The organism is Iodobacter sp. BJB302 (assembly GCF_002735645.1).
In the GTDB taxonomy this organism is placed as follows: Bacteria; Pseudomonadota; Gammaproteobacteria; order Burkholderiales; family Chitinibacteraceae; genus Iodobacter.
In genome coordinates, this window is sequence record NZ_PDZG01000073.1 from 1 (window position 1) to 21502 (window position 21502).

Consider the following 21502-nt stretch of genomic DNA (forward strand, 5'->3'; position numbering starts at 1 on the left):
TGTTACCGTTCGACTTGCATGTGTAAAGCATGCCGCCAGCGTTCAATCTGAGCCAGGATCAAACTCTTTAGTTTAATCGCTAAGCTAGTACTTACTGGCTTACTTTATTCAGAGCAACCATCGCTGGCTACTCCTTACTCATGTAAGCACTTGTTTCGCTTCCGAATCAAGCACTCACACTCATCGACTGTATTTTTTTAAAGATCGTTTCGCCACTGCTCGAACACCGTGTTGCTGTGTGTGCTGCAGCGAGAGGCCGAACTATACCGGCGACACCACACCCGGTCAACACCTTAGTAGCAATAAAGTACAAAAAACAAGGTAAACGGTTGATTTTAAAACGATCAAACAAACGAGAAACTTTAACAAGATGCTATTTGACAGGCTCTGCTCACACGCAAAATCATGCTACACAAAGCAAACAAGCCGCTTAAAAGCGGCTTGTTTCAATTTTCAGCGATTTATTCGCCTGAACCAGCAGGTTTTCGGCGCATACCGCCTGCAATCATAATGTATTCAAACAAACGGCACTCCAGACCACCATTATATAAAGGTGTGCGCTTGGAAGCTTTAAGACCCATATGCTTAGTGATGTCCATATCAGCCGTCAGGAAATAAGCTCTCCAGCCCGAAAAACGCTTTTTCAAGGCATCACCCCACTGCGGATAAAGCGCAGCCAGTTTTTCTTTCTCATCCAAGCGTACACCATAAGGCGGATTGGAAAGCCAGACCCCTGTCATTTCTACAGGCGGTTTGGCATCCATAGCGTTCAGCTGTTTTAAATGAATGGTGTCGTCAAAGCGGGCGTAATCTAAATTAGCCTGGGCATGAGCAATTGCGGCAGCTGACACATCACTACCATAGATAGGGAAAATTTCTTTGGTTTCAGCAGCACGCGCTGCAGCAACCAGCTCTTGCCACATGCCTTCGCTATGCAAACGCATTTTCTGGAATGCAAATTCGCGACGCGCACCCGGTGCAATTTTGCGCGCAATCATGGCCGCTTCAATCAAGAAGGTCGCCGATCCACACATTGGATCGTACAGCGCTTCGGCAGGTGTCCAGCCAATCAAGGCCAAAATACCGGCAGCGAGATTTTCGCGCATTGGTGCTTCGCCGGTTTCAATACGATAGCCACGCTTAAACAGCGCATCGCCTGAGGTATCTAAATAGAGAGTGGCATTGCGATCAGTAAGATAAAGCTGGATACGCATATCCGGCTCAGCGGTATCCACACTCGGGCGCTTGCCGCCTTTCAGACGGAAGCGATCACAGATGCCGTCTTTAATCCGCAGCGCAACAAATTCGGGGCTGCGAATCTGCGGTACACGATAGGCCGTAACGCCCACCTTGATGGTGCAATCCACAGAAAACAATTCGGCCCAATCTAAATCACGCGCCATGGCGTAAAGATCGTCTTCTGTTTTCCAGCTTTTTTCTGCAACGCGCCAAAGAATACGGCTGGCAATACGGGATTGCAGATTGGCCTCGTACATCAAAATCCAGGAACCAGCGAAACCCACACCACCATCAGTTGCTTTGATCTGATCGGCGCCAAGTGCTTCTAATTCAGCAACGAGTGGCCCTTCTAGGCCTCGCGGGCAGGGGGCGAAAAAATGGAATACTTGTTTCATACGATCAGCTCTTGTTGTGCAGTTTCAACCCGGCGACGGGTTTGAAGAATAAGTGGCGCCCAAGTATCCCCCGGGCGCTTTTTACGTGTGGTCAGCGTCAAATCAGATGGCGCGTAGACATTGGTGTTATGAGTCAGTGGCGTGGTAATTAAATACTGCGCCTGCGTGGCTTTCAGGAAAGCGCCAACGCGATCAATATTAAAGATATCCAGGTGGGCAAACGGCTCATCAATAAACACAAAGCCTGATGGATTGGCATCATCCATCATCAGGCCAATCAGCAGAATCAAGGACTTCATCACCTGCTGACCACCCGACGCCTCACCGTCGTTCATGCCCATCATGCCTTTCTGGTCGAAATTGAAACGCGCCGCCAAACCTGCTTGCGCCAGCACGGCATCATCGTTATCCAGATGCGGCATTTCGGCCTCTACATCAATCCCTGCCAGCTCGCCTAGGCGGGCAATATTGCGGCAGTAAGCACGTACCGTGGCACGCAGCTTATTAATATAGGCGGCACGCGCTTCATGCGTCAGCTCACCAGTACGCTGAACTTCTTTGTAATGAACTTCGGCATCACGCTGCACGGTGTCGTAATCATTTTGCAGCTTATCGCGGCGGGCCAGAATTGTTTCATCGGTTTCCCACTGACCATTGGCCAGCTGCTGGCGTTGGCGCTCCAGCAAATGCTGCACTTCGCGCACACTGCCAAATTGCTCACGCACGGCATTCAACGCAGATACATCGCTTAAATGCTCCTGCATACTGGTTTTCAGCTCGCGCAACTGGCGTAATTGCTTGTGGATTTCCAGCTGCTGACGCTGTGTCTGATCTTGCTGATAATTCACTTGCCCGGCCAGACGCTCGCGCTGATCTTTACTGCGCTCAAAACCGACGCGCAATTCTTCACGAGCATCCCGCGCCGCTTCCCAGGCTGCTTGTGCTGCGGCCAGCTCGGCACCCAAGTTTTGAACAGATTCCTGCTCACCGGGGAAACGTGCCGCTGCTGCTGCAAATTCCTCCTGACGTGCTGCCAGCTGTACCACCGCCTGCATACCCATCAATTGCTCGGTATGGCCGCTGATATCGCGGCTTAAATCTACATCGCGGGCTTCGGCATCTAAAATTTGATGATTTAATACTTTTAAACGGCTCAGCGCATCGCCTAAACGCGATTGCCGCGCGGCCTCGCCAAAGGCAAAATCACTTGGCCGTACGCTAATATCGCGGCCACCACGGCGCTCTTTGTGATACCCCTCTTTGGTGATCCAGTCGCCATCGACCTTGCCACCCGCTTCAACGGTGACAACGCGCTGAGTGCGGTTCAGCAATTGCACCACCCAGCTTGGCGCATCACCATTGAAATCAACCACTTCTAGCACCGAGCCTTTATTGGCGCGCGGCACAGGCTCGCTGTCAGGCACAATAAAGTGGCGATAGCGTAAGCGCTGGGCAATTTCCCATGCGCGGTTTCTATCGCTGGCACGCTTAAGCAATACGATGTGACGATAAGGAGCCAGCAAGGCTTCAACCGCCTGCTGCCAGCTAGCATCGGTGACTTCAACGATTTCAGTCAACACCAGGTGCGGAATAGCCGCCTCATCCAGGGCTGAGCGCATATTCCGGGTAAAATCTGGCGACGGCGCTCTGCCCGCTTGCAGGGTGTTTTGCATATCGGCCAGCTGCTGGCGCTCTTCTTTAGCAGTACGCAGCCACTGTCTTAAGCTGGCAAGCTGCTCTTTTAAAGCCAGCAACCGGTCATTAATGCTGACCGCATCACGGCCATGCTCTGACTCGGCCAGCTCACGCAGGCGAGTTTCTTCTTTCAGCAGTTTTTCAGTATCGCGGGCCGCATCACGCACCTGTTGAAACAGGGCAAAGTGATTATCGTAAGCCTGCTTGGCTTCACGCTCGCCTACCATGGCAGCTTCGCGGCGCTGATCGAATTCTGAATACGCCAGATTCAACTCGTCCAGCTCTTGCTTCTTAGCCCGCAGATTAGTGCGCGCAAGACGGAACTGCTGCAAACCAGCCAGCAAGCCATCCCACTGCTCAAGGTACTTAAGGCCAGGCACCACGTCTTTTTCCAGGCGAATCACATCGCGTTGCAATGCCTGCCATTCCAGAAAGCTGTTAGAGCGCAGCTTCATCCTCTCCACATCCAGCCCGATCTGGGCCATCTGCTGCTCAACTTTACCCAGCTCGCCTTCGGTTTCTTTCAGGCGCAGCTTGGCATCCTGATAGTTATCCAATACCTGCTTATCGCCAAACACCTGGAACACCAAATCCAGCAAAGCCTTGGGGCTGTACTCACACAGCTTATCGGTATCGCCCTGCTCCAGCGCCAATACTTCGGCAATCGCCGCAGTCAGGCCCGCCGATTCAAGACGGCGCTTGTATTCATTTACGCCCAGCCATTGCAGACCACTTTCGGTTTCTGGCGTCAGCTCAACCACGCCTTCGGCAATGGCGTAATGACGCACCCAATCGCCACCCTGTTTTTTTACGCGGCAAAACAGCGTGACCTCAGGGCTAGTAATGGGGAAAAACAAATAGGGAAATAAGCCACCTTCGCCACGACGCGGATTGGAAACCACACCACGCAGCCAGGCAAAGTTTTCTTTATTATTGCGAACATAGCGCTTGTAATCACGGCGACCCGAGCAGCGCAAAGCCAGCAAGGTGCGCAGCGCGTCCAGCATAGTCGTTTTGCCTGAGCCATTTGGCCCGACAATGGTCACAATCTGGGCATCCAGCGGCACACGAATCGCACGCCAGAAATCCCAATGAACCATTTCTATTTCACGAATCTGAAACATTAATCTTCAACCTATGTCCCGATAAAACTGCATTGCAGCTTATCTGCTTACTGACTATTTTGACGCAACCCGGAAGCCGCTTTGAAGGGGCCTGCTGGCTCAACAGCACTCGTCATCAATCCATGCGGCCGCAAACTAATTGCACGCCAGAGCACCGAATAAACGCTGATCCTTCACAAATCTTCACATCAATCTTCAACCGGTGTTTCAACCGCAACGGCATCAATCTTCAGCAAATCAGCCAAAGCACCATTAATAATCCGCGGTGCTAAGCGTGAATAATCGATCATCAGATCAAGCAGCGGCCCTTCAAAAACCATTTTATTGCGGCGATTAATAAAGCCGAGTTTGGCTAACTGGCTTAAATTCATCGAAAAGCGAGCCTTACCACCGAGCTTTTTACCAAAATCAGCGTAAATCGCTTCTTCAGGAATACCCGGAGCCACCTCATCACCAAACTCAATCGGCGATGCTTCGCCAAACATATCGTCAGGGTCTGATGCCGACAGGGCAATCTGGCGCTGGCGTTTTGGCAAAATAATTAAGGCCCAGACCACAATCAAAAGGGCAATCGCGTCTCTTGGCATGCCCATATTATTGGACAACCAGTTTTCGCCCTCGCCAAATACCCAGTCTTCCATCTCGCTGGCAAGGCCGACGGCGATATATTCTGCGTAAGGATTTTCTAATAGGCGCAAGCCACAACCGGCCAGCCGGTGGTCCAGCGATTCGCGGAACGCTTCATCAATCAGAGCGCGCCGCGCTAAAGGATCTTTGCGCGGTAAAAAGCGATGCGCCAGGAGGCGCGCGACCAAAATATTAAGAGCTTGATCCATGTACACCCATACAGATATAAAACGCCAAAATTAAACAAATAACTCAAGCAGGTAGCGAAACTTAGCCAAAACTTTGGCATGCTGCACAGATTATGGCGGCATACTGCACAAATAGATAAGGCCAAATTTACCGAAAGAATGCAGGAAAGCCAGCCGGGGTGGCCAACCCCAATATAATCATGGCCAGGCACAGCAGACGGCAGTACACGTTAAGCTAATAAATCAGCCAAATGATGCGGCTTGCCCAGCATGGCCTTGGCCAGCTCTTCACAGAGCACAGGCGTGCATTGAGCAGCATCCAATAAATGCTGATCTTCGCCTAAATTAGCCAGATTACGAATATTTAAACGAATTTTCCCGGTGTCATATACCGCATCAAAGCGAAAACGCGTTGGCACCAGAGGGGCTATCGTTATTGCCGAGCGGATAAATTTACCATCCGGCGCAGCCTGAATTTTTTCTTCCAGCTTACATCCGTACTGCCACATCTGCTCTTTTAAGTGTTTAGCAGCGCTTTGCGATGAACACACTGTTCGTAAAGCCTCCCGCCCCTGCCACTCAACAATAAACTCAACGTAATCAGGGTGCTCTCCACCCTCCAGCGATTTATTACGCGAATTTGCCGCTGCAAGCGTCATATTCATCTGTGTAAATTCACCCACTCCCCATACCCGGTAGGTATGCGGGCTGGCCGGTTTAACCACCTTAAGCTGATTTGCCAGCTCGTAAAAATAAGCAAGGACTGCACGCATTGCACTATCAATCAGGCCCATATTGGCAAGATAAACACGCCTTTGCTCTGCACTATCTGTTTCTACTGACGCGGCCTGCTGCTTCAGATCATCCAAAAGACCCATTATGCACTCCACAACGATTTGATTAGACCCAAGCCTACCTTGTTAATGCTGTCTAGAACAGAAAGCAACATGCACTTATTTAAACTATTTTATGTCAACAGGCCGTAACCTGCCGCGACTAATTGCTGCTACTTCCAGGTGTTCCAGCAGCTCCACCCCTTCCTCTGCCTCCAAGAATAAAGGCAGGCGGACTAAATCTGCCACCACACTTTGTTCTAGTGCAGCATCGGCATCACCAAGTAAAGAAAGCAAAGATAAGCGATAAGCAGTGACATTGTAAGTATCAGCCACCACCTGCTCAAACAGCTCGGCCGTGCCGCCACGGGCAGCTAAGGCGCCCAACTCTTCAAACAGCGCTTCCGCATCCAGGAGGCGCTCCACTTCCATCGCTTCAACGTCTTCTGCCACCTCACTCGACGGCAGGGCGCTCTCGATATATTCAAGACGCTCACGGCTAACCAGCTCGTACTCGGAAATATCTAACAACTCATCCGCAGTCACAAACACTGGCTCCGGATGGAAAATCAACAAATCCCGCCCCAAATTGGCCAATTCATCCTGATCCAGACGCCGCAGCCAATCGGCCACATTAGTCGATGTCAGCCCGGATTCGCCCAAATGCACGCGCTGCGCAGCCAGCTCGCTTAAGCGGCGCTGAAATACGCTGGTTAAACGCAACATACGACTTTGCGCGGTAGCAATGGCTTGCGCCTGATTCAGTGTCAGCAGATCCAAGGTGTCATCATCGAGGATGGAGTGCATTACCTCGGTGCCTTTTTCTACCCATTTCCAGACACTTTCCAGCTTAGATTGCGCCTTGCGAATTTGGAACTCGGATTGCGACTCAAGCGCTTCTTCAAAATCGCGGTATAGCTCGTTCAAGCGGGCCAATAGGTGCTGCAATGCTTCATGCGCCACCCGCCCAACCGACTGCCCCGCCGCTACTTGCGCGGTTAAATAGCCCAGCTCGGCATCGCCATCAGAAAACTGTACCAGGGTGCCAATCGAGGCCAGCGCAATGCGGCCCGGCTCAGATAATGAATAAAGCTGCTCATCCGAATCCCATACCAGAAGACCGTTATCGCGAATCCGCTTTAAAACGGTTTCAAGCTTTACAGGATTGATATAGGCAAAGTGCGCTTGTAAGTCTTGCGGCGTCCAGCGCGGAGCCTGTGCACGAGCGCCAATTTCCCGCAACACCAGGAGGCGCACCATGACTTCTTCCTCACCCCCGCGAAAGAGCGTGATAAAAGCGTCTAAATAGGGACGGGCGCGGATCAGCCCTGCCAGTGGAGGCAGATCGAGCGGCACAAAGCCAGGCTGAAAAAATTCTAAGAGAGCGGAGTCGTTCTGCATGTGACCGGCAGATGAGTACAAAAGGGAAAGGAGCTTAACGCGTACACCCGCCAAGTACCAGAGGTAGTTGTAACATGGCTGCGCACCCCGAATACTGAGTTAAAAAATGGCTCAAAATCCTTATTTACCCTTTGTAAATTACGATTTTTCGCCATTTTTTATCTTGTACCCGGGCGTCTGCTACGTTTTTCTACTACCCCGCCAGCCTGAATAATTCAGGCCAAGGCCAGTACTTAGCGAAGTATTAAATCTGATTACGCGCTGGCGCTGTCGTCTGAAGCCAGTAAATCTGCCTGAGTAGCGGCTACTTTTGCAGCTTCTTTTGCAGCATTGGCTTCCGCTTTTGCAAGCGCTGCAGCTTCACGGGCTATTTCAAGTTGCTCGGCGCGAATTTTATCTTCATTACGCGCGTAAATACGGGCCGCTTCCAGGTAATCCATAATCGCGTAAGTTAAATCGCGACAACCTTCACCTGTTAAGCCAGAAATAGTAAACAAACGTGGCTGCATCGGATCAAACGCCTCATAGGCATCGTGCTTGCCTTCTTCCCAGCCATAAGCTTTCAGGAAGTTGGCCACACGCTCGGCCCGTTCGTCTTCCGGAATCATATCCAGCTTATTAAGCACCAGCCAGCGAGGTTTTTTATGCAGCTCTTCGTCGTATTTACGCAGCTCTTCAACAATGGCGCAGGCCTCAGCTACCGGATCAGTTGACTCATCAAACGGAGCCAGATCAACGATGTGCAGCAAAATACCGGTACGCTGCAAGTGCTTCAGGAAGCGATGCCCCAAACCAGCCCCTTCAGCCGCGCCTTCGATCAGACCAGGAATATCGGCCACAACAAAGCTGCGGTTATCATCGATACGTACCACGCCCAGATTTGGGAATAAAGTGGTAAACGGATAATCAGCCACCTTAGGTTTAGCAGCAGAAACAGCGCGGATAAAGGTGGATTTACCCGCATTAGGCATGCCTAGCAAACCTACGTCAGCCAGCACTTTAAGCTCTAAACGCAGCTCACGGCGCTCGCCCTCTTCAGCCGGTGCAGTCTGGCGCGGCGCGCGGTTTACAGACGATTTAAAGTGCAGATTACCCAAACCACCCTTGCCACCCTTAGCAATCACAACCCGCTGGCCGCTTTCGGTTAAATCTGCAATCAGCTCGCCAGATTCGGCATCCACAATCGACGTGCCCACCGGCATGCGCAATTCAACATCATCGCCGCCCTTACCGTAGCAATCTGCACCACGGCCATTTTCACCGTCGCGTGCTTTGTATTTTTTTACAAAACGATAGTCAACCAATGTATTGATATCTTCATCCGCAACCGCCCAAACACTGCCACCACGGCCACCATCACCGCCATCCGGGCCGCCACGGGGGATAAATTTCTCACGGCGCATACTTGCGGAACCACTGCCACCCTTGCCGGCAATGGCTTCAATTCTTGCTTCATCAATAAATTTCATGCGTAGAGCTCCAGCAAAATTCTTTAGAAGACTGCCCGCGTGCTTTGGGCGAGGCACTGTTGCTTATTTATTTTTAAAGCATAAAAATAAAACAAATGCCGTGCAAAAATAATAAGCAACAGAACCAAAACTTCCGATAGAAAAAAAGCCCCATCCATGATGGACAGGGCTTTAAAATATACCACTATCGCTTAATAAATTAAGCAGCTACTTCTTCACCAACGTAAGGCAGAATGGTAACAGTGCGACGCTTCAGAGCGCCTTTAATTGCGTACTGTACATAACCATCTTTCAGCGCGAACAAGGTGTGATCCTTACCAACGCCAACGTTATCGCCTGGGTGGAATTCTGTACCGCGCTGACGCACGATGATAGAACCAGCAGGAATTAATTCGCCGCCGTAAACCTTAATACCAAGTCGTTTTGAATGTGAGTCGCGGCCGTTACGTGAACTACCGCCAGCTTTCTTGTGTGCCATGTTGCAACACTCCTACTGAATTACGAAAAGGCGGAATTACTTAACGATCGCGTCGATACGCAATTCAGTGTAATTCTGACGATGGCCTTGATGGCGCTGATAATGCTTACGACGACGCATTTTAAAAATGGTCACCTTGTCGCCACGACCGTGTGTTACCACGGTTGCGGAGATAGATGCACCAGCTACCAGTGGGGCACCAATCACCACTACTTCACCGTCTGCCACCATCAATACTTCATTCAGTACGATCTGGCTGTCGATGTCTGCAGTAATCTGTTCTACTTTAAGTTTTTGGCCGACGACAACTTTATACTGCTTGCCCCCGGTTTTTACGACTGCATACATAACAAGCTCCATTGGAGAGTTTGGGTCTTGCGCTTTACTACCTGTCACGCCCTCTATTATTAAATAGCGCGAGCAGCAAAACGTCTTCCCGAATCGGGAAACGCGCGATACTACGCCGAAGGACTAATCAAGTCAAGCACTTACGCACCGCCGCCTTCCGTATTCCAGTGGAATCGCGGCAAACTCCTGTACCCAAGACAGAGCGGAGCGCCGAAGTTTCTGCTAACATGCGCGATTAATTCATGCACGAGCAGTACGGGGCACAAGCGTGGCAATGGAGTTCGTAAAATCAGTTATTGGCGAAGAAATGCAGGCGGTGGACCAGGTGGTCCGCGATCGCCTCTATTCTGACGTCATTCTAGTGCGGCAAGTCGCCGAATATATTGTGAACTCGGGCGGTAAACGCTTGCGTCCAATGATGGTGCTCTTGTCTGCAAAAGCCTTGGGCTATGAAGGCACCCATCACCGCGAGCTGGCTGGCGTGATCGAGTTTATTCATACCTCGACGCTGCTGCATGACGATGTGGTCGATGAATCGGATCTGCGCCGTGGCCGCGATACAGCCAATGTGCTGTTTGGCAACGCCGCATCCGTTTTAGTGGGCGACTTCTTATACTCGCGCGCGTTTCAGATGATGGTGAGCTGTGGTTCATTGCGAATTATGCAAGTGCTGGCCGATACCACTAATATTATTGCTGAAGGCGAAGTACTGCAGCTGATGAATATCGGCAATGTGGATATCGATGAAGCCGCTTATTTAAAAGTGATTCGCTACAAAACAGCTAAATTATTTGAAGCCGCAGCACGCCTTGGCGCCATTCTTGCCGAAAGCGATCCTGATACGGAAGATCGTATGGCGCGTTTTGGCATGCATCTGGGCACTGCCTTCCAGATTATTGACGATGTATTAGATTACTCTGGCAAAACCAGTGAAATCGGCAAAACCCTCGGCGATGATCTGGCTGAAGGCAAAGCGACTTTGCCACTGATTCATGTCATGAGCCACGGTACGCCAGAAGCCGCCCATATTGTCCGCACCGCATTGCAACACGCCAACCGTGATGAGCTGCCTGCCGTACTGACTGCAGTTCAAGCCAGCGGCTCATTAGAATATGCGCGTGCTGTTGCGGCAAAAGAAGCCCAGCTGGCTAAAGACTGCCTTGAAGGCTTAACGCTAAACCCTTATTTGCAATCACTTCTTTTGCTGGCCGATATATCAATTAACAGAAACAGTTGACAAGCGGTACGGCCTCAGTAATAATGCGCACCTCTTCACAGCAATGTGAAGAGATTTCGGGGCGTAGCGCAGCCCGGTAGCGCATCTGCTTTGGGAGCAGAGGGTCGTGAGTTCGAATCCCACCGCCCCGACCAAATATTAAAACCTCAGAACTTCGGTTCTGAGGTTTTTTATTGCCTGCCATTTCTCCATCCGCCACACCACACATGATTACCCCCAAGCTAAATAGGGCTTATATCAATAGTCAGCCAATGCAATTAAGTAGTAATCTCTAATATTCGTTTATCATCCAGCAAAACTGCATACACATCGCCAGCCTGCAACATGCAAGCATGGCTAACCCATGCCTGTCAGCCCCCTATTGGATTTCGCAATGCGCAGCAACTTACCGATTACCGAACATGAAGTCGCCGTTGATCCCCGCCGCCCTATTGTCAGCAAAACAGATTTAAAAGGTCGAATCAGCTACGCCAATTCATCTTTCAAAGAAGTGGCAGGATTTACCGGGCCAGAAATCATTGGCGAGCCGCACAATATTGTTCGTCATCCCTTTATGCCCGGCAGTGCCTTCGACGATATGTGGCAAACCTTAAAAAAAGATTTGCCTTGGCGTGGCATTGTTAAAAACCGCTGCAAAAATGGCGATCATTACTGGGTAGAAGCCTTTGTCACGCCGATACGCGAAAACGGCCAGAAAATTGGCTATATGTCGGTACGCAATACGCCCAGCCGTGCGCAGATCTCTGCTGCCGAAGCGCTATATAGCAAAGTAAACTCTGGCCAGGCCAAGCTGCCCGCCACCGAATGGCCACAGCAAAGCTCAATGAAGCAAAGAATCTGGCTGGTACTGGCTGCAGTAGCGCTTCCTGCGCTGGCCTCCCCTTTTGCCACGCCATTACTTGCCGTATCTGCCATTGCAGCCATTGCTGGCGGCTGGTATTTAAGCCAGTCGATGACCCGCCCTATTCAGCAAATCGAGTACGCATTTTCACAACTCAGTGAAGGTAATTTCCGCTTTGATGTAGACGCCAAAGCGCCTAAGGAATTCAGCCACCTGCTGGTGGCGCTGGAATCAATGCGCATTAATTTGCGCGCCATTATTGCCGATGTAGTGCTTGCAGGTAATCGCGTGGACGAGCGTGCAAAGGGCGTTGCTAAAAGTGCTGAAGAATTACTCAAACGCAGCAGAGAGCAATCAGATGGCGTAGGCACAGTTGCCGCCGCATTAGAAGAAATGGCAGCCAGCGTGGGTGAAATCAGCCTTGCCACACGCCTGAGTGCAGACCACGCCGCTAAAGCCAATGAGCTGGCAACACGTGGCGCAGAGGAAATGGGCGCAGCACAGCAAGCCACGCAAGAAGTGGTTAATGTGGTTGATCAGGCTCGCGTAACCCTCGGATTACTATCCGATGCAGTAAGAGAAATCAGCGTGGTAACGCAAACCATCCGTGAAATTGCCGACCAGACCAATCTGCTGGCTCTGAATGCCGCTATTGAAGCGGCCCGTGCAGGTGAAACCGGCCGTGGCTTTGCCGTAGTGGCCGATGAAGTGCGCAAGCTGGCCGAGCGTACCAGCGCCAGTACCATCAGCATTGCCAGCACCATCAGCAGTGTGGAAGCCCGCACCAGCGAAGCCCTTGCCACCATGCGTGAGGCTGTGGCCTCGGTCAATCACGGCACTGCGCAGATTGATGCCTGCACCCTTACGCTGGGCGAGATTGCTGCGGCCAGCAACGGCGTAGATCAATCCGCACGCCATGTGGCCGGGATGCTGGATCAGCAGTCTTCTGCCACCGAAGAAGTAGCGCAAACCATGGAAAAAATGAATGCGCTTACCGAACAAAATGCCAACCGGATTACAGATGTGGGCCAAACCGCATCACAGCTCACAGAAATAGCCAGCGAGCTGCATCAGCTGGTGCAGCAATTTGAAAAATCGCTGTAAATATCACAGCAAGAAAAAAGAGGGGCGCTAAATGCGCCCCTCTTTTTTTGCTTCTCTGCTTATAAAACCGCTTTACCACCAGTACTCAAGCTGCACACCGTAAGTTGAGCCATTTAAATCTGCACCAAATGTGCCGGTTTTAGACAGCGCAGAGCCAGCAGATGCGGCATTCTGGGCCGCTTCATTCCAGCGGGCGTAGGTATAAAACAGACGCAGCTCCGGGCGGCTCCAGAATGCTTTATCTAAGGTAAACGTTGGCGCAATAGTCAGCTTACTTAGGTTTCGCGTTTGCCCGTCTAAAGCCTCCACCCGATCATGGCCTGCCTCGCCCACTAATTTAAAATACTGGCTGAAGGCGTAAACCGGCCTTGCCCCGGCCGACCACCAGGTTTGCCTGCCTGCATCGCTTTGATCGCGCTGATACACCGCAGTCAGCTGGCCGCCGAATTCTGGCGTAGCCTGCCAGTCAAAGGATTCAACTAAGCGAAGACGTTTATTGCTCTGGTCCGCCAGCAAAGAGCCCGTATAACTCAAACCCGTGCCGGGGCCAACGCCATACTGAATGGCGAATTTATTGCTGCCACCCAGCCAGCCCTTTTGCTCGTGCTGCGCGGTGAGCGACCAGCCGCTATTGGCACCGCTCACCTGCCCTGCTTCCTGGATATAACTCAGGCCCAGCGCCACTTCCCCCCCCTGATTTGTCTTAATCCCGCCAAGCTGAAAATCATGTTTATTGGCGTAATCAGCCTGATAAATATTGTCCTCGCGCGAAAACGCATAGCTAAGCTTTAAATCGCCAACTTTATAATCCTCAATCCCCAGCCCCGTGCCGCTTGGATTCCAGTAGTAAAAATCAGTGATATGCACATCATGGCGCTTGTAATAGCGGCGTCCTGCCCACAGTGTTGCACCGTTTAACTCAGGGATATTGCTGTACTTGGCATAAATCTGCGGCGCTCTGGCGCTGCCATCTTCTGGCTGAAAAGTGGGCGATCTGTCGTTGCGGTTATAGAGGCTGCCCATTCCCACCACGGTAAAGGTGCTGCCCTGCTCGCTTTTAAAAAAGTCGTGGCTGATTTCCAGCTCGCCGTATAACTCGCACTCGTTACCAAGACGATACTTGGTCTCGGCACCGGCCAGCTGAAAACAGCTTTGCGCACCGCCAGATCCTGTTGAAGCCCCCGAGCCAATCCGGCCATAACCGTGAAACTCAAAAGCCATTGCGGGCAAGGCCGTCGCTACCAAAACGCCACTTAACAGCGTGGTTGCTGTTTTAATTACTGAATGAGACATCGCTCTACTCCTTATATATTTTTAAAAACAAACTAACAAGCAAAAGCGTCCCTGGCCCTGCACATTGGGAGGGGACAAAACTTCCTGAAGGCAGGAATTGGGGTGGTGTTAAAACTGGGCGGCGGGTGCAGCCCAGTGCGTGTTAAACAATTTTTTTACTCGCACACAAAAAAATGTAATAGCCACACTTTCTGCATAGGGCTTAAAAATCCCCTTGAAGCACGCCGAAGCGAGGAACAAGCGGGCGGGGTTTCGGCGAGGACTGTTTGAGCGAAGCGAGTTCCGCAGCCGCCGCTCGATTGTCCGCAGATGAGGGGCCTTCGTGCTGGTCGGGGTCGCCTTCTTTGCTTACTTTCTTGGCGAAGCAAGAAAGTGAGTCCCAGCGGGGATCCCGCACCAAAATCAACGTGCCGAAGGCACTTAAAAAGTACTGCTTGCAATGTTGCATCAGCAGTGCCCCCTAAACTAAGAAGGACTAAACCTCACCATCAGCGATTCAAATGGCCGTAAATTAAACTGGCTGAAATCTGCGCCAATATCGGCGTAATTAGCCAATACCCGCTCCGCCGACCAGCCAGCGGGGATGCCTGCATATGAAAACACTGCCCTGCTCGCAGTAAAGTTACTCACCACTAGCAAGATTTCATCCGGCAAGCTGCGGGTATAAGCCCAAACGGCCGGGTCTTGCGTGCTCAGGCAGCGGTATTCGCCATATTTAAGCGCAGCCGATGTTTTGCGCAGGGCGATCAGCTTGCGGTAGTGATGCAATACTGAATCTGCATCTGCCCTTGCAGCAGCCACATTTACCCCCTCTGGCTGGCTGGCGATGCCTATCCACGGCTCAGCGCTGGAGAAACCAGCGTTCAGGCCATCATCCCACTGCATTGGCGTGCGCGAGTTATCGCGGGATTTTTGCTTAATTGCGGCCATGATGTCGGCCTCGGCCACGCCCGCTACGCTGAGGCTTTGGTAGGCATTCAGCGTTTCCACATCGCGATAATCGCTGATCTGGGTGAAGGCCGGATTAGCCATGCCAATTTCCTCGCCCTGATAAATATAGGGCGTGCCTTGCAGGCCGTGCAGCGTGGTGGCGAGCATTTTGGCGGATTCAACGCGATAGCGGCCATCGTCGCCAAAGCGTGAAACCACGCGCGGCTGATCGTGGTTGCACCAAAAAATAGCGTTCCAGCCCCCCCCCTCGTTCATGCCGCTTTGCCAATCCGACAAGATGCGTTTTAGCTCAATAAAATCGTAAGGCGCGGCCACCCATTTCTCGCCATTCGGATAATCCACTTTCAGATGGTGGAAATTAAACGTCATGGATAATTCATACCGGTCTGGCCGCGAGTATTGAATGCAGTGAGGCAAAGTGGTCGATGACATTTCGCCCACGGTCAGCAAATCCCGCCCGGCAAATACGGCGCGGTGCATTTCTTGCAGATATTCATGCACGCGCGGTCCATCGGTGTAAAAACGGCGGCCATCACTATCGTCGTCGCTAAAATCTTGCTGCTTGGAGATCAGATTAATCACATCGAGGCGAAAGCCTGCCACGCCTTTATCGGCCCAAAACTGCATCATCTCGAACACGGCCTGGCGCAGCTTTGGGTTTTCCCAATTTAAATCCGCCTGGCTTTCATCAAATAAATGCAGATAATACTGGCCGCTGGCCTGATCAAGCGCCCATGCTGAGCCGCCAAATTTGGATTGCCAGTTATTGGGCTGATCGCGCCAGATATAGAAATCACGATAAGGATTATCACGGCCCTTTAAAGCCTCCTGAAACCATGCGTGCTGTACCGAAGTGTGGTTCACCACGATATCCAGCATGATTCGCAGGCCACGAGCAGATGCTTCGCTCAGCAGCAAGTCAAAATCGGCCATGCAGCCGTAAGCCGGATCAATCGCGTAGTAATCGCTAACATCGTAGCCATTGTCTTTTTGCGGCGAGGCGTAAATTGGCGTCAGCCACAGATAATCCACTCCCAGCCATTGCAGATAATCCAGCCTGTCTACTATGCCCAGAATATCCCCCGTCGCCTTGCCCTGATGGCTGCAAAAGCTTTTAGGATAAATTTGATAAACCACCGATGATTGCCAGTCTTGTTGCATCTGAATACTCCCTGCGCAGCGCCACTGATACGGCGCTGCTTACTAAAAAACTGAGGCGTTGCCGCTCCGGATATCTACACAGATTGCTGAGCCAGCACCGGCTCAGCTTTCCACGCCATGCGCTTGGCAAAGACCCAAGTCAGGCAAAACGGCACAATGACGGCAACTAAGGTACCCAGCAGGAACACCGGAATATGCACAGGCACAATCGAGATAAACGCCGGTAAGCCGCCCACGCCAATCGCGGAAGCTAAAACGTGGTTTAGGGTAATCAAGACCGATGCGCAGGCTGAACCTATCAATGCGGCGTAGAAAGGATATTTAAAGCGCAGATTTACCCCAAACATAGCTGGCTCGGTAATGCCGGAGAACGCAGAGATTGCCGAGGTAGAGGCCATGCTTTTTTCGGTAGCGCTTTTTGCAATGCAGAACATCGCCAAAGCCGCACTGCCTTGGGCAATATTTGATAGCGCAATAATCGGCCAGATAAAAGTACCGCCGTGGCTAGTAATCAGCTGCAAATCCACCGCAATAAACATATGGTGCATGCCGGTAATCACCAGCGGCGCATACAGCGCACCAAAAATCGCCGCGCCCAGCACGGGGGCCACTTCAAAAATATGCACCAAGCCTTGGGTAATCAACACGCCGAGGCCACGCGCCACCGGCCCAATCACCGCCAGCGCCAGCACGCCACTGACTACGATGGTGGTAATCGGCACGACCAGCAGTTGAATCGCATTAGGCACGCGCGCTTTCAGCCAGATTTCTACCTGACTCATCACCCAGGTTGCCGCCAGGATAGGCAAGATCTGCCCCTGATAACCAACGCGCTCAATCTTAAACAAGCCCAAAATATCGAAGTAAGGAATCGCCTGGCCATCCAGCCCCGCTGCGGCCTTGCCGTAATTCCAAGCGTTGAGCAGATCGGGATGCACCAGCAGCAAGCCCAGCACAATCCCCAAAACTTCGCTGCCACCAAAACGCTTGGCCGCCGACCAGCCCACCAGGGCAGGCAAGAACACAAAGGAGGTATTGGCCATCATATTGACCAGCTGCCACAGCCCGCTCAGGCCCGGATATGCATCCAGTAAACTTTTGCCTGGGATAAACATATCCTTAGCGCCGAGCAGATTGTTTATCCCCATTAAGAGGCCCGCGACAATAATCGCGGGCAGAATTGGCATAAACACATCAGAGAAAATCTTGACCAAGCGCTGCAAAGGGTTGAGTTTATTGTCAGCCTTGCCTTTTACATCCGCCACGGTGGCAGCGCTTCTGCCTGCCAGATCGATCAGCTGCGCGTAAACCCTATCCACATCACCCGAGCCAATCACAATCTGAAACACACCGCCGTTGCTGAACTGGCCTTTCACCAGATCAACCACCTTCAGCGCCTCATGATTGATTTTGCCTTCGTCTTTTAAAGCAATCCGCAGCCGCGTAATACAGTGCGCCGCCTGCTCGATATTTTCTGCCCCGCCTATTGAATCGAGGATCTGCTGTGCAATCTGCCGGTAGTCATAGCTCATCTGTCTGCCTCTTTGTGTAATATTCACAGTGACGCAACTTAACTCGTACAGACGAGTTGTGTCAATACTCGTATGTACCAGTTAAGTACTTAAATTCACTGCCTTTTAAGCTAAATCAAACACAGCAAGACTAAGTATGCGTAGAAAAATGCGGTGTAAATGGCCTTTCTGGCGGGTATTTTCAGAGCAGAAATGGCTTAAAACCTCGCTTCCCCGTGCTGTGCTGCGGGCCATTACAAAAAAACCACAGACGCAGGCGTAAAAATGCCTGTTTTAAGGCTGGCTTGATCGTGGATAAAGCATTCCAACGTAATTACTTTATGATGAAAGCTCTGTTGACGTTTGCCTGATCCTGCGCGGAGCCAATGAAAGCCATCTACGCACTGACCGATATTCTGACGCTGGCCTTAAAAGCAGGCCTGCTTGCCCATCAATCCGGGGCGGGCACGCATCGCACCTCGCTGATTATTCAGCGCACGGCCAAGGCGCTGGGCGCGGTGCAGGTAGAGGTGATTATTTCATCCACTAATATAGGCGCCACCATAGAGCGGGAGCACGAGCGGGAAACGGGCTTTAGAAAAGCGCCGCATATGGGAGTAAACTTTTCTTTATTAACGTCATTAGATGGCTGGCTATTTGCATTAGAGCAAGGCCAGCTTGATACCGATGCGGCCCATGCCACTTTAGATTTAATCGCCCAAGCCAAAGGCCATTACCCGCGCAGCGTGGTGACTTTATTTGTGGGCTTATCTTGCGGCGCATTTGCAGCTTTATTTGGCGGCGATACAGCGGCGATTTTGATTACTACTCTTGGCGCATCAGTGGGAATGGCGGTGCGGTTTCAACTGGTATTACAGCACTTTAAGCCCTTTGTCTTTGCCAGCGTAGCCAGCTTTGTGGCCCTGCTTTGCACCGGCTTATTAAGAGATTTCACCAGCACGCCCGATACCGCAATGGCCGCCTCAGTCTTATTTTTAATTCCCGGGGTGCCCTTAATTAATGGCGCATCTGATTTACTAAATGCTAATTATTTAAATGGCATTGTTAGATTTACCATGAGCGCCGTTATTGTTCTGGGCATTGCCATTGGCATTAGCTTAGCGCTCAGGATATTAGGAATCTAAATGTACACACCTTGGTTAATCGAGCTAATGGCTGCGCCCGCCGCATTAGGCTTTGCACTTTTATTTAATGTACCGCCAAAAGCATTATGGATGTGCGGCATTCTGGCCGTATCCGGCCATGCCGTACGAAAATTGGTATTAACACTGGATGGTGATATTGTATTTGGCACGCTATTGGCCGCATTATTAATCGGCATTGTGGCCGAGCTTTGGGCAGACCGCCACAATCAGCCTGGCGTGATTTACGCCATTAGCGCTGCTATTCCCATGATCCCCGGCAAATCGATGTATCAATCCGTGCAAGCCTTATTAGGCATCGCCACCATGTCGGCAGAAGCAGACGGCACGGCCCTTTTAGTGGCAGCCGGGGTGCACGGCGTAAAAGCCATCATGATTGTATTAGCGCTAGCCTTTGGCATTGCAGCGCCTTTATTGCTATTGCCAAAGCGGGGGAGATAATGAAGTAGGTTTAGTGCCTGCGGCACATTGATTTAGGAGCGGTAGCCCCCGCATGGGCCTTCCTTTCTTGTGTCGCCAAGAAAATCAACGCCGCGCAATATCCGAGAAAAAGAATTTATCCAGCCTGTGCCGGGATTCCGTGTATTCAAACTGGCGGCCATCGTAGAAATGGGTGTGGTTTTTCACCACAATCACATGATCCATACCATTTAAATCTAAATAACGGCGATCGTCTTCAATACAGGGCTGGGCTTCAAATACGCGCTGGGCGTAGCAGATATTTAGCTTAAGCACTTTTTCTATATATTCATAAATCGAATTCTGCGCAATTTGCGGCGTAAGGCCGGGAATCAGTCCGGCGACAAAATAATTAATATCCAGAATCACATTCTCGCCATCGATATTACGCACCCGCTTAATACGCACCAGCTCGGTTTTTTCCGGCACTTGCAAAAGCTTAACCTGCGATTTATCTGCGCTGATCAATTGAAAATCAGCAATCTGCGTCGTCACCGCCCGCCCAAGGCGCTCGTAAGATTCTTTAAAGCTGACAATACCGCTGAGTTGAAATTCGATATTGCCCGGCTTTAAAACAAACACGCCCTTACCGTGGATTTTTTGCACATAGCCACGCTCCTGCAACTGATCCACCGCCTTACGCACCGTACCCCGGCTTGCCGCATAGCTATTCATCAGCTCAGATTCTGAAGGAATCTTCTCGCCTTTTTGCAAACGCTGGTTATCAATATCCGCAACGATATCGGCAAAAATCTGGCTGTATTTGTTCACGCTTGGGTCACTTCGGGGGAATCAGGAATAGAACAGGCAGTCTGCCTGAAACTGACTTTGGATGCCAGTTTGGGGAAGCGGTTAATCCACAGAACAGCATCATCCTCTAAGGCCTCAGCAACGTTAGTCTGCTGTTTTGATAATCCCATACCGAAATGTAATTTTTTAGAAAGTGGTAGCCCAATCCAAGCTGATTAGTTTTGCCAATTTTAAAAGTCAGATTGCGGGCATCTTGTAATGCTTGGGGACCATAGTTTAGCCCCTTCAAGTTGGCGCTCTCATGTGGCTCGCGCAGGCCGTAGGTGTATGTTCTGGGGGTAAGTATCAGCTCGCCGCTGGCGATAAGCTCGTTTTTCATTGCTTCTGTTAATTCCAAGCTTCCCAGATTACCTGTATCAAAAGATGCTTTGACGGTTTTGTTGCCGATTCGCAGCACGACTTCCGGCATTTTTCCATCAACCCCGGTTGGGGTAAATTCGAACGTGGCAGCAACGCGGGCGGGATCAATCACGCTGGCGGGCAGGGTTTTGCTCTGATTAAAAGCGTGAAATGCGATGGTCTGCGCTTCATAATCGATCACAAACAGATACTGCCGATTAAAACCATGACCAATGCTGCCTAAAAAATAGGGCGTATAGGCCTGCTCAATAAAACTCCAGTCTGTATGCAAAACAGCCGTCAGGTTATTAAGCTGTATCTGCCCGGCAAGATCTATCGTTTTAATGGGGTTCTGTTGCTTATAAAGCACCATTTTCTGCCCTGAAGCCGCCTGCCCCTCTCCAATTTTCAGATCTTTTGCCAAGGGTAAATAGTGATTATTTAAAAAGAAAGGAAACTCAGTGCCCGTATCAAACATCAGCTTTCCCTGACGGCCATTAACCGCGCCATCAATCAGGATGTGGCCGTTAAATAAATAGAATGGCAGCGTGAAGTTGGCCTTATCCGCTAAAAGCGGCGTAGTAGCTGGTGATGCGGTCTCTGCTGCTGATACAGGCAGGGCAGTCAAAAAAGCAGAAATAGCGACAGCCCTTAGCATTGTTGGTAAAAACATAATCGTACAAGCTCCTGTTTGAGAAAACGCATTCAGTGACCTGATTATGTCTCTTGCTCAATTAAGGCTTGAAATACCCCTCTTGGACAAGGTTTAGCCTGCATCACGGCTTTGAGTAATCGAGGAATCAGAGCGCACAGGTCTGCTCGACGATTGAAACGGT

The 21502-nt window shown here is 51.0% G+C and carries 18 protein-coding genes, 1 tRNA gene and 1 rRNA gene; 5 read left to right on the forward strand and 15 right to left on the reverse strand.

Going from position 1 to position 21502, the window contains the following annotated elements:
- The 9 genes from CSQ88_RS18440 to rplU all read right to left on the reverse strand — a co-directional run.
- A 16S ribosomal RNA gene (locus tag CSQ88_RS18440) occupies positions 1–74 on the reverse strand; the annotation flags it as partial.
- A 387-nt stretch (positions 75–461) separates the two neighbouring features.
- On the reverse strand, positions 462–1634 hold the full coding sequence (locus tag CSQ88_RS18445; protein WP_099399554.1) for a class I SAM-dependent RNA methyltransferase: 1173 nt from the start codon (positions 1632–1634) through the stop codon (positions 462–464).
- Positions 1631–4453 (reverse strand): ATP-binding protein, encoded by a 2823-nt coding sequence (locus CSQ88_RS18450; protein ID WP_099399555.1) that lies wholly within the window; start codon positions 4451–4453, stop codon positions 1631–1633. The genes CSQ88_RS18445 and CSQ88_RS18450 overlap by 4 nt, the downstream gene beginning before the upstream one ends.
- Positions 4454–4641: 188 nt before the next feature.
- Positions 4642–5289, reverse strand: coding sequence for a hypothetical protein (locus tag CSQ88_RS18455; protein WP_099399556.1), 648 nt, complete (start codon positions 5287–5289; stop codon positions 4642–4644).
- Positions 5290–5498: 209 nt separating this feature from the next.
- Complete coding sequence (locus CSQ88_RS18460) at positions 5499–6146, reverse strand: hypothetical protein (protein ID WP_099399557.1); 648 nt, start codon at positions 6144–6146, stop codon at positions 5499–5501.
- Positions 6147–6230: 84 nt separating this feature from the next.
- Positions 6231–7502, reverse strand: coding sequence for a hypothetical protein (locus tag CSQ88_RS18465; RefSeq protein ID WP_099399558.1), 1272 nt, complete (start codon positions 7500–7502; stop codon positions 6231–6233).
- A gap of 254 nt (positions 7503–7756) precedes the next feature.
- Positions 7757–8971, reverse strand: coding sequence for a GTPase ObgE (gene obgE / locus CSQ88_RS18470; RefSeq protein WP_099399559.1), 1215 nt, complete (start codon positions 8969–8971; stop codon positions 7757–7759).
- Between the two features lie 199 nt (positions 8972–9170).
- Positions 9171–9449: a 50S ribosomal protein L27 gene (rpmA, locus tag CSQ88_RS18475; RefSeq protein ID WP_099399560.1), complete on the reverse strand. Its 279-nt coding sequence runs from the start codon at positions 9447–9449 to the stop codon at positions 9171–9173.
- A gap of 36 nt (positions 9450–9485) precedes the next feature.
- Complete coding sequence (rplU, locus tag CSQ88_RS18480; RefSeq protein ID WP_099399561.1) at positions 9486–9797, reverse strand: 50S ribosomal protein L21; 312 nt, start codon at positions 9795–9797, stop codon at positions 9486–9488.
- Between the two features lie 274 nt (positions 9798–10071).
- On the opposite strand from rplU, the gene CSQ88_RS18485 reads away from it, so the two are divergent.
- The 3 genes from CSQ88_RS18485 to CSQ88_RS18495 all read left to right on the forward strand — a co-directional run bounded on the left by CSQ88_RS18485 (position 10072) and on the right by CSQ88_RS18495 (position 12979).
- Positions 10072–11034, forward strand: a complete 963-nt coding sequence (locus tag CSQ88_RS18485) for a polyprenyl synthetase family protein (RefSeq protein WP_257212672.1) — start codon at positions 10072–10074, stop codon at positions 11032–11034.
- 57 nt (positions 11035–11091) lie between these two features.
- Positions 11092–11168, forward strand: a tRNA-Pro gene (locus CSQ88_RS18490).
- Positions 11169–11407: 239 nt separating this feature from the next.
- Entirely contained in the window at positions 11408–12979 is a 1572-nt protein-coding gene (locus tag CSQ88_RS18495) for a PAS domain-containing methyl-accepting chemotaxis protein (protein ID WP_180273725.1), read from the forward strand.
- 72 nt (positions 12980–13051) lie between these two features.
- Here CSQ88_RS18495 and CSQ88_RS18500 read toward each other — a convergent pair whose 3' ends face one another.
- From CSQ88_RS18500 to treP, 4 genes are all read right to left on the reverse strand, one after another.
- Complete coding sequence (locus tag CSQ88_RS18500; protein WP_099399563.1) at positions 13052–14272, reverse strand: carbohydrate porin; 1221 nt, start codon at positions 14270–14272, stop codon at positions 13052–13054.
- A 202-nt stretch (positions 14273–14474) separates the two neighbouring features.
- On the reverse strand, positions 14475–14720 hold the full coding sequence (locus tag CSQ88_RS18505) for a hypothetical protein (protein ID WP_099399564.1): 246 nt from the start codon (positions 14718–14720) through the stop codon (positions 14475–14477).
- A 17-nt stretch (positions 14721–14737) separates the two neighbouring features.
- Positions 14738–16384, reverse strand: coding sequence for an alpha,alpha-phosphotrehalase (gene treC, locus CSQ88_RS18510; RefSeq protein WP_099399565.1), 1647 nt, complete (start codon positions 16382–16384; stop codon positions 14738–14740).
- Positions 16385–16458: 74 nt separating this feature from the next.
- On the reverse strand, positions 16459–17916 hold the full coding sequence (gene treP, locus CSQ88_RS18515; protein WP_099399566.1) for a PTS system trehalose-specific EIIBC component: 1458 nt from the start codon (positions 17914–17916) through the stop codon (positions 16459–16461).
- 365 nt (positions 17917–18281) lie between these two features.
- On the opposite strand from treP, the gene CSQ88_RS18520 reads away from it, so the two are divergent.
- Positions 18282–19040, forward strand: a complete 759-nt coding sequence (locus CSQ88_RS18520; RefSeq protein ID WP_099399567.1) for a threonine/serine exporter ThrE family protein — start codon at positions 18282–18284, stop codon at positions 19038–19040.
- Positions 19041–19499, forward strand: a complete 459-nt coding sequence (locus CSQ88_RS18525; protein WP_099399568.1) for a threonine/serine exporter family protein — start codon at positions 19041–19043, stop codon at positions 19497–19499. It begins immediately after the preceding gene.
- Between the two features lie 84 nt (positions 19500–19583).
- Here CSQ88_RS18525 and treR read toward each other — a convergent pair whose 3' ends face one another.
- Together treR and CSQ88_RS18535 are read right to left on the reverse strand one after the other, a co-directional pair.
- Positions 19584–20288, reverse strand: coding sequence for a trehalose operon repressor (gene treR / locus CSQ88_RS18530; RefSeq protein WP_099399569.1), 705 nt, complete (start codon positions 20286–20288; stop codon positions 19584–19586).
- 106 nt (positions 20289–20394) lie between these two features.
- Positions 20395–21339: a hypothetical protein gene (locus CSQ88_RS18535; RefSeq protein ID WP_099399570.1), complete on the reverse strand. Its 945-nt coding sequence runs from the start codon at positions 21337–21339 to the stop codon at positions 20395–20397.
- Between the last annotated feature and the right edge of the window lie 163 nt (positions 21340–21502).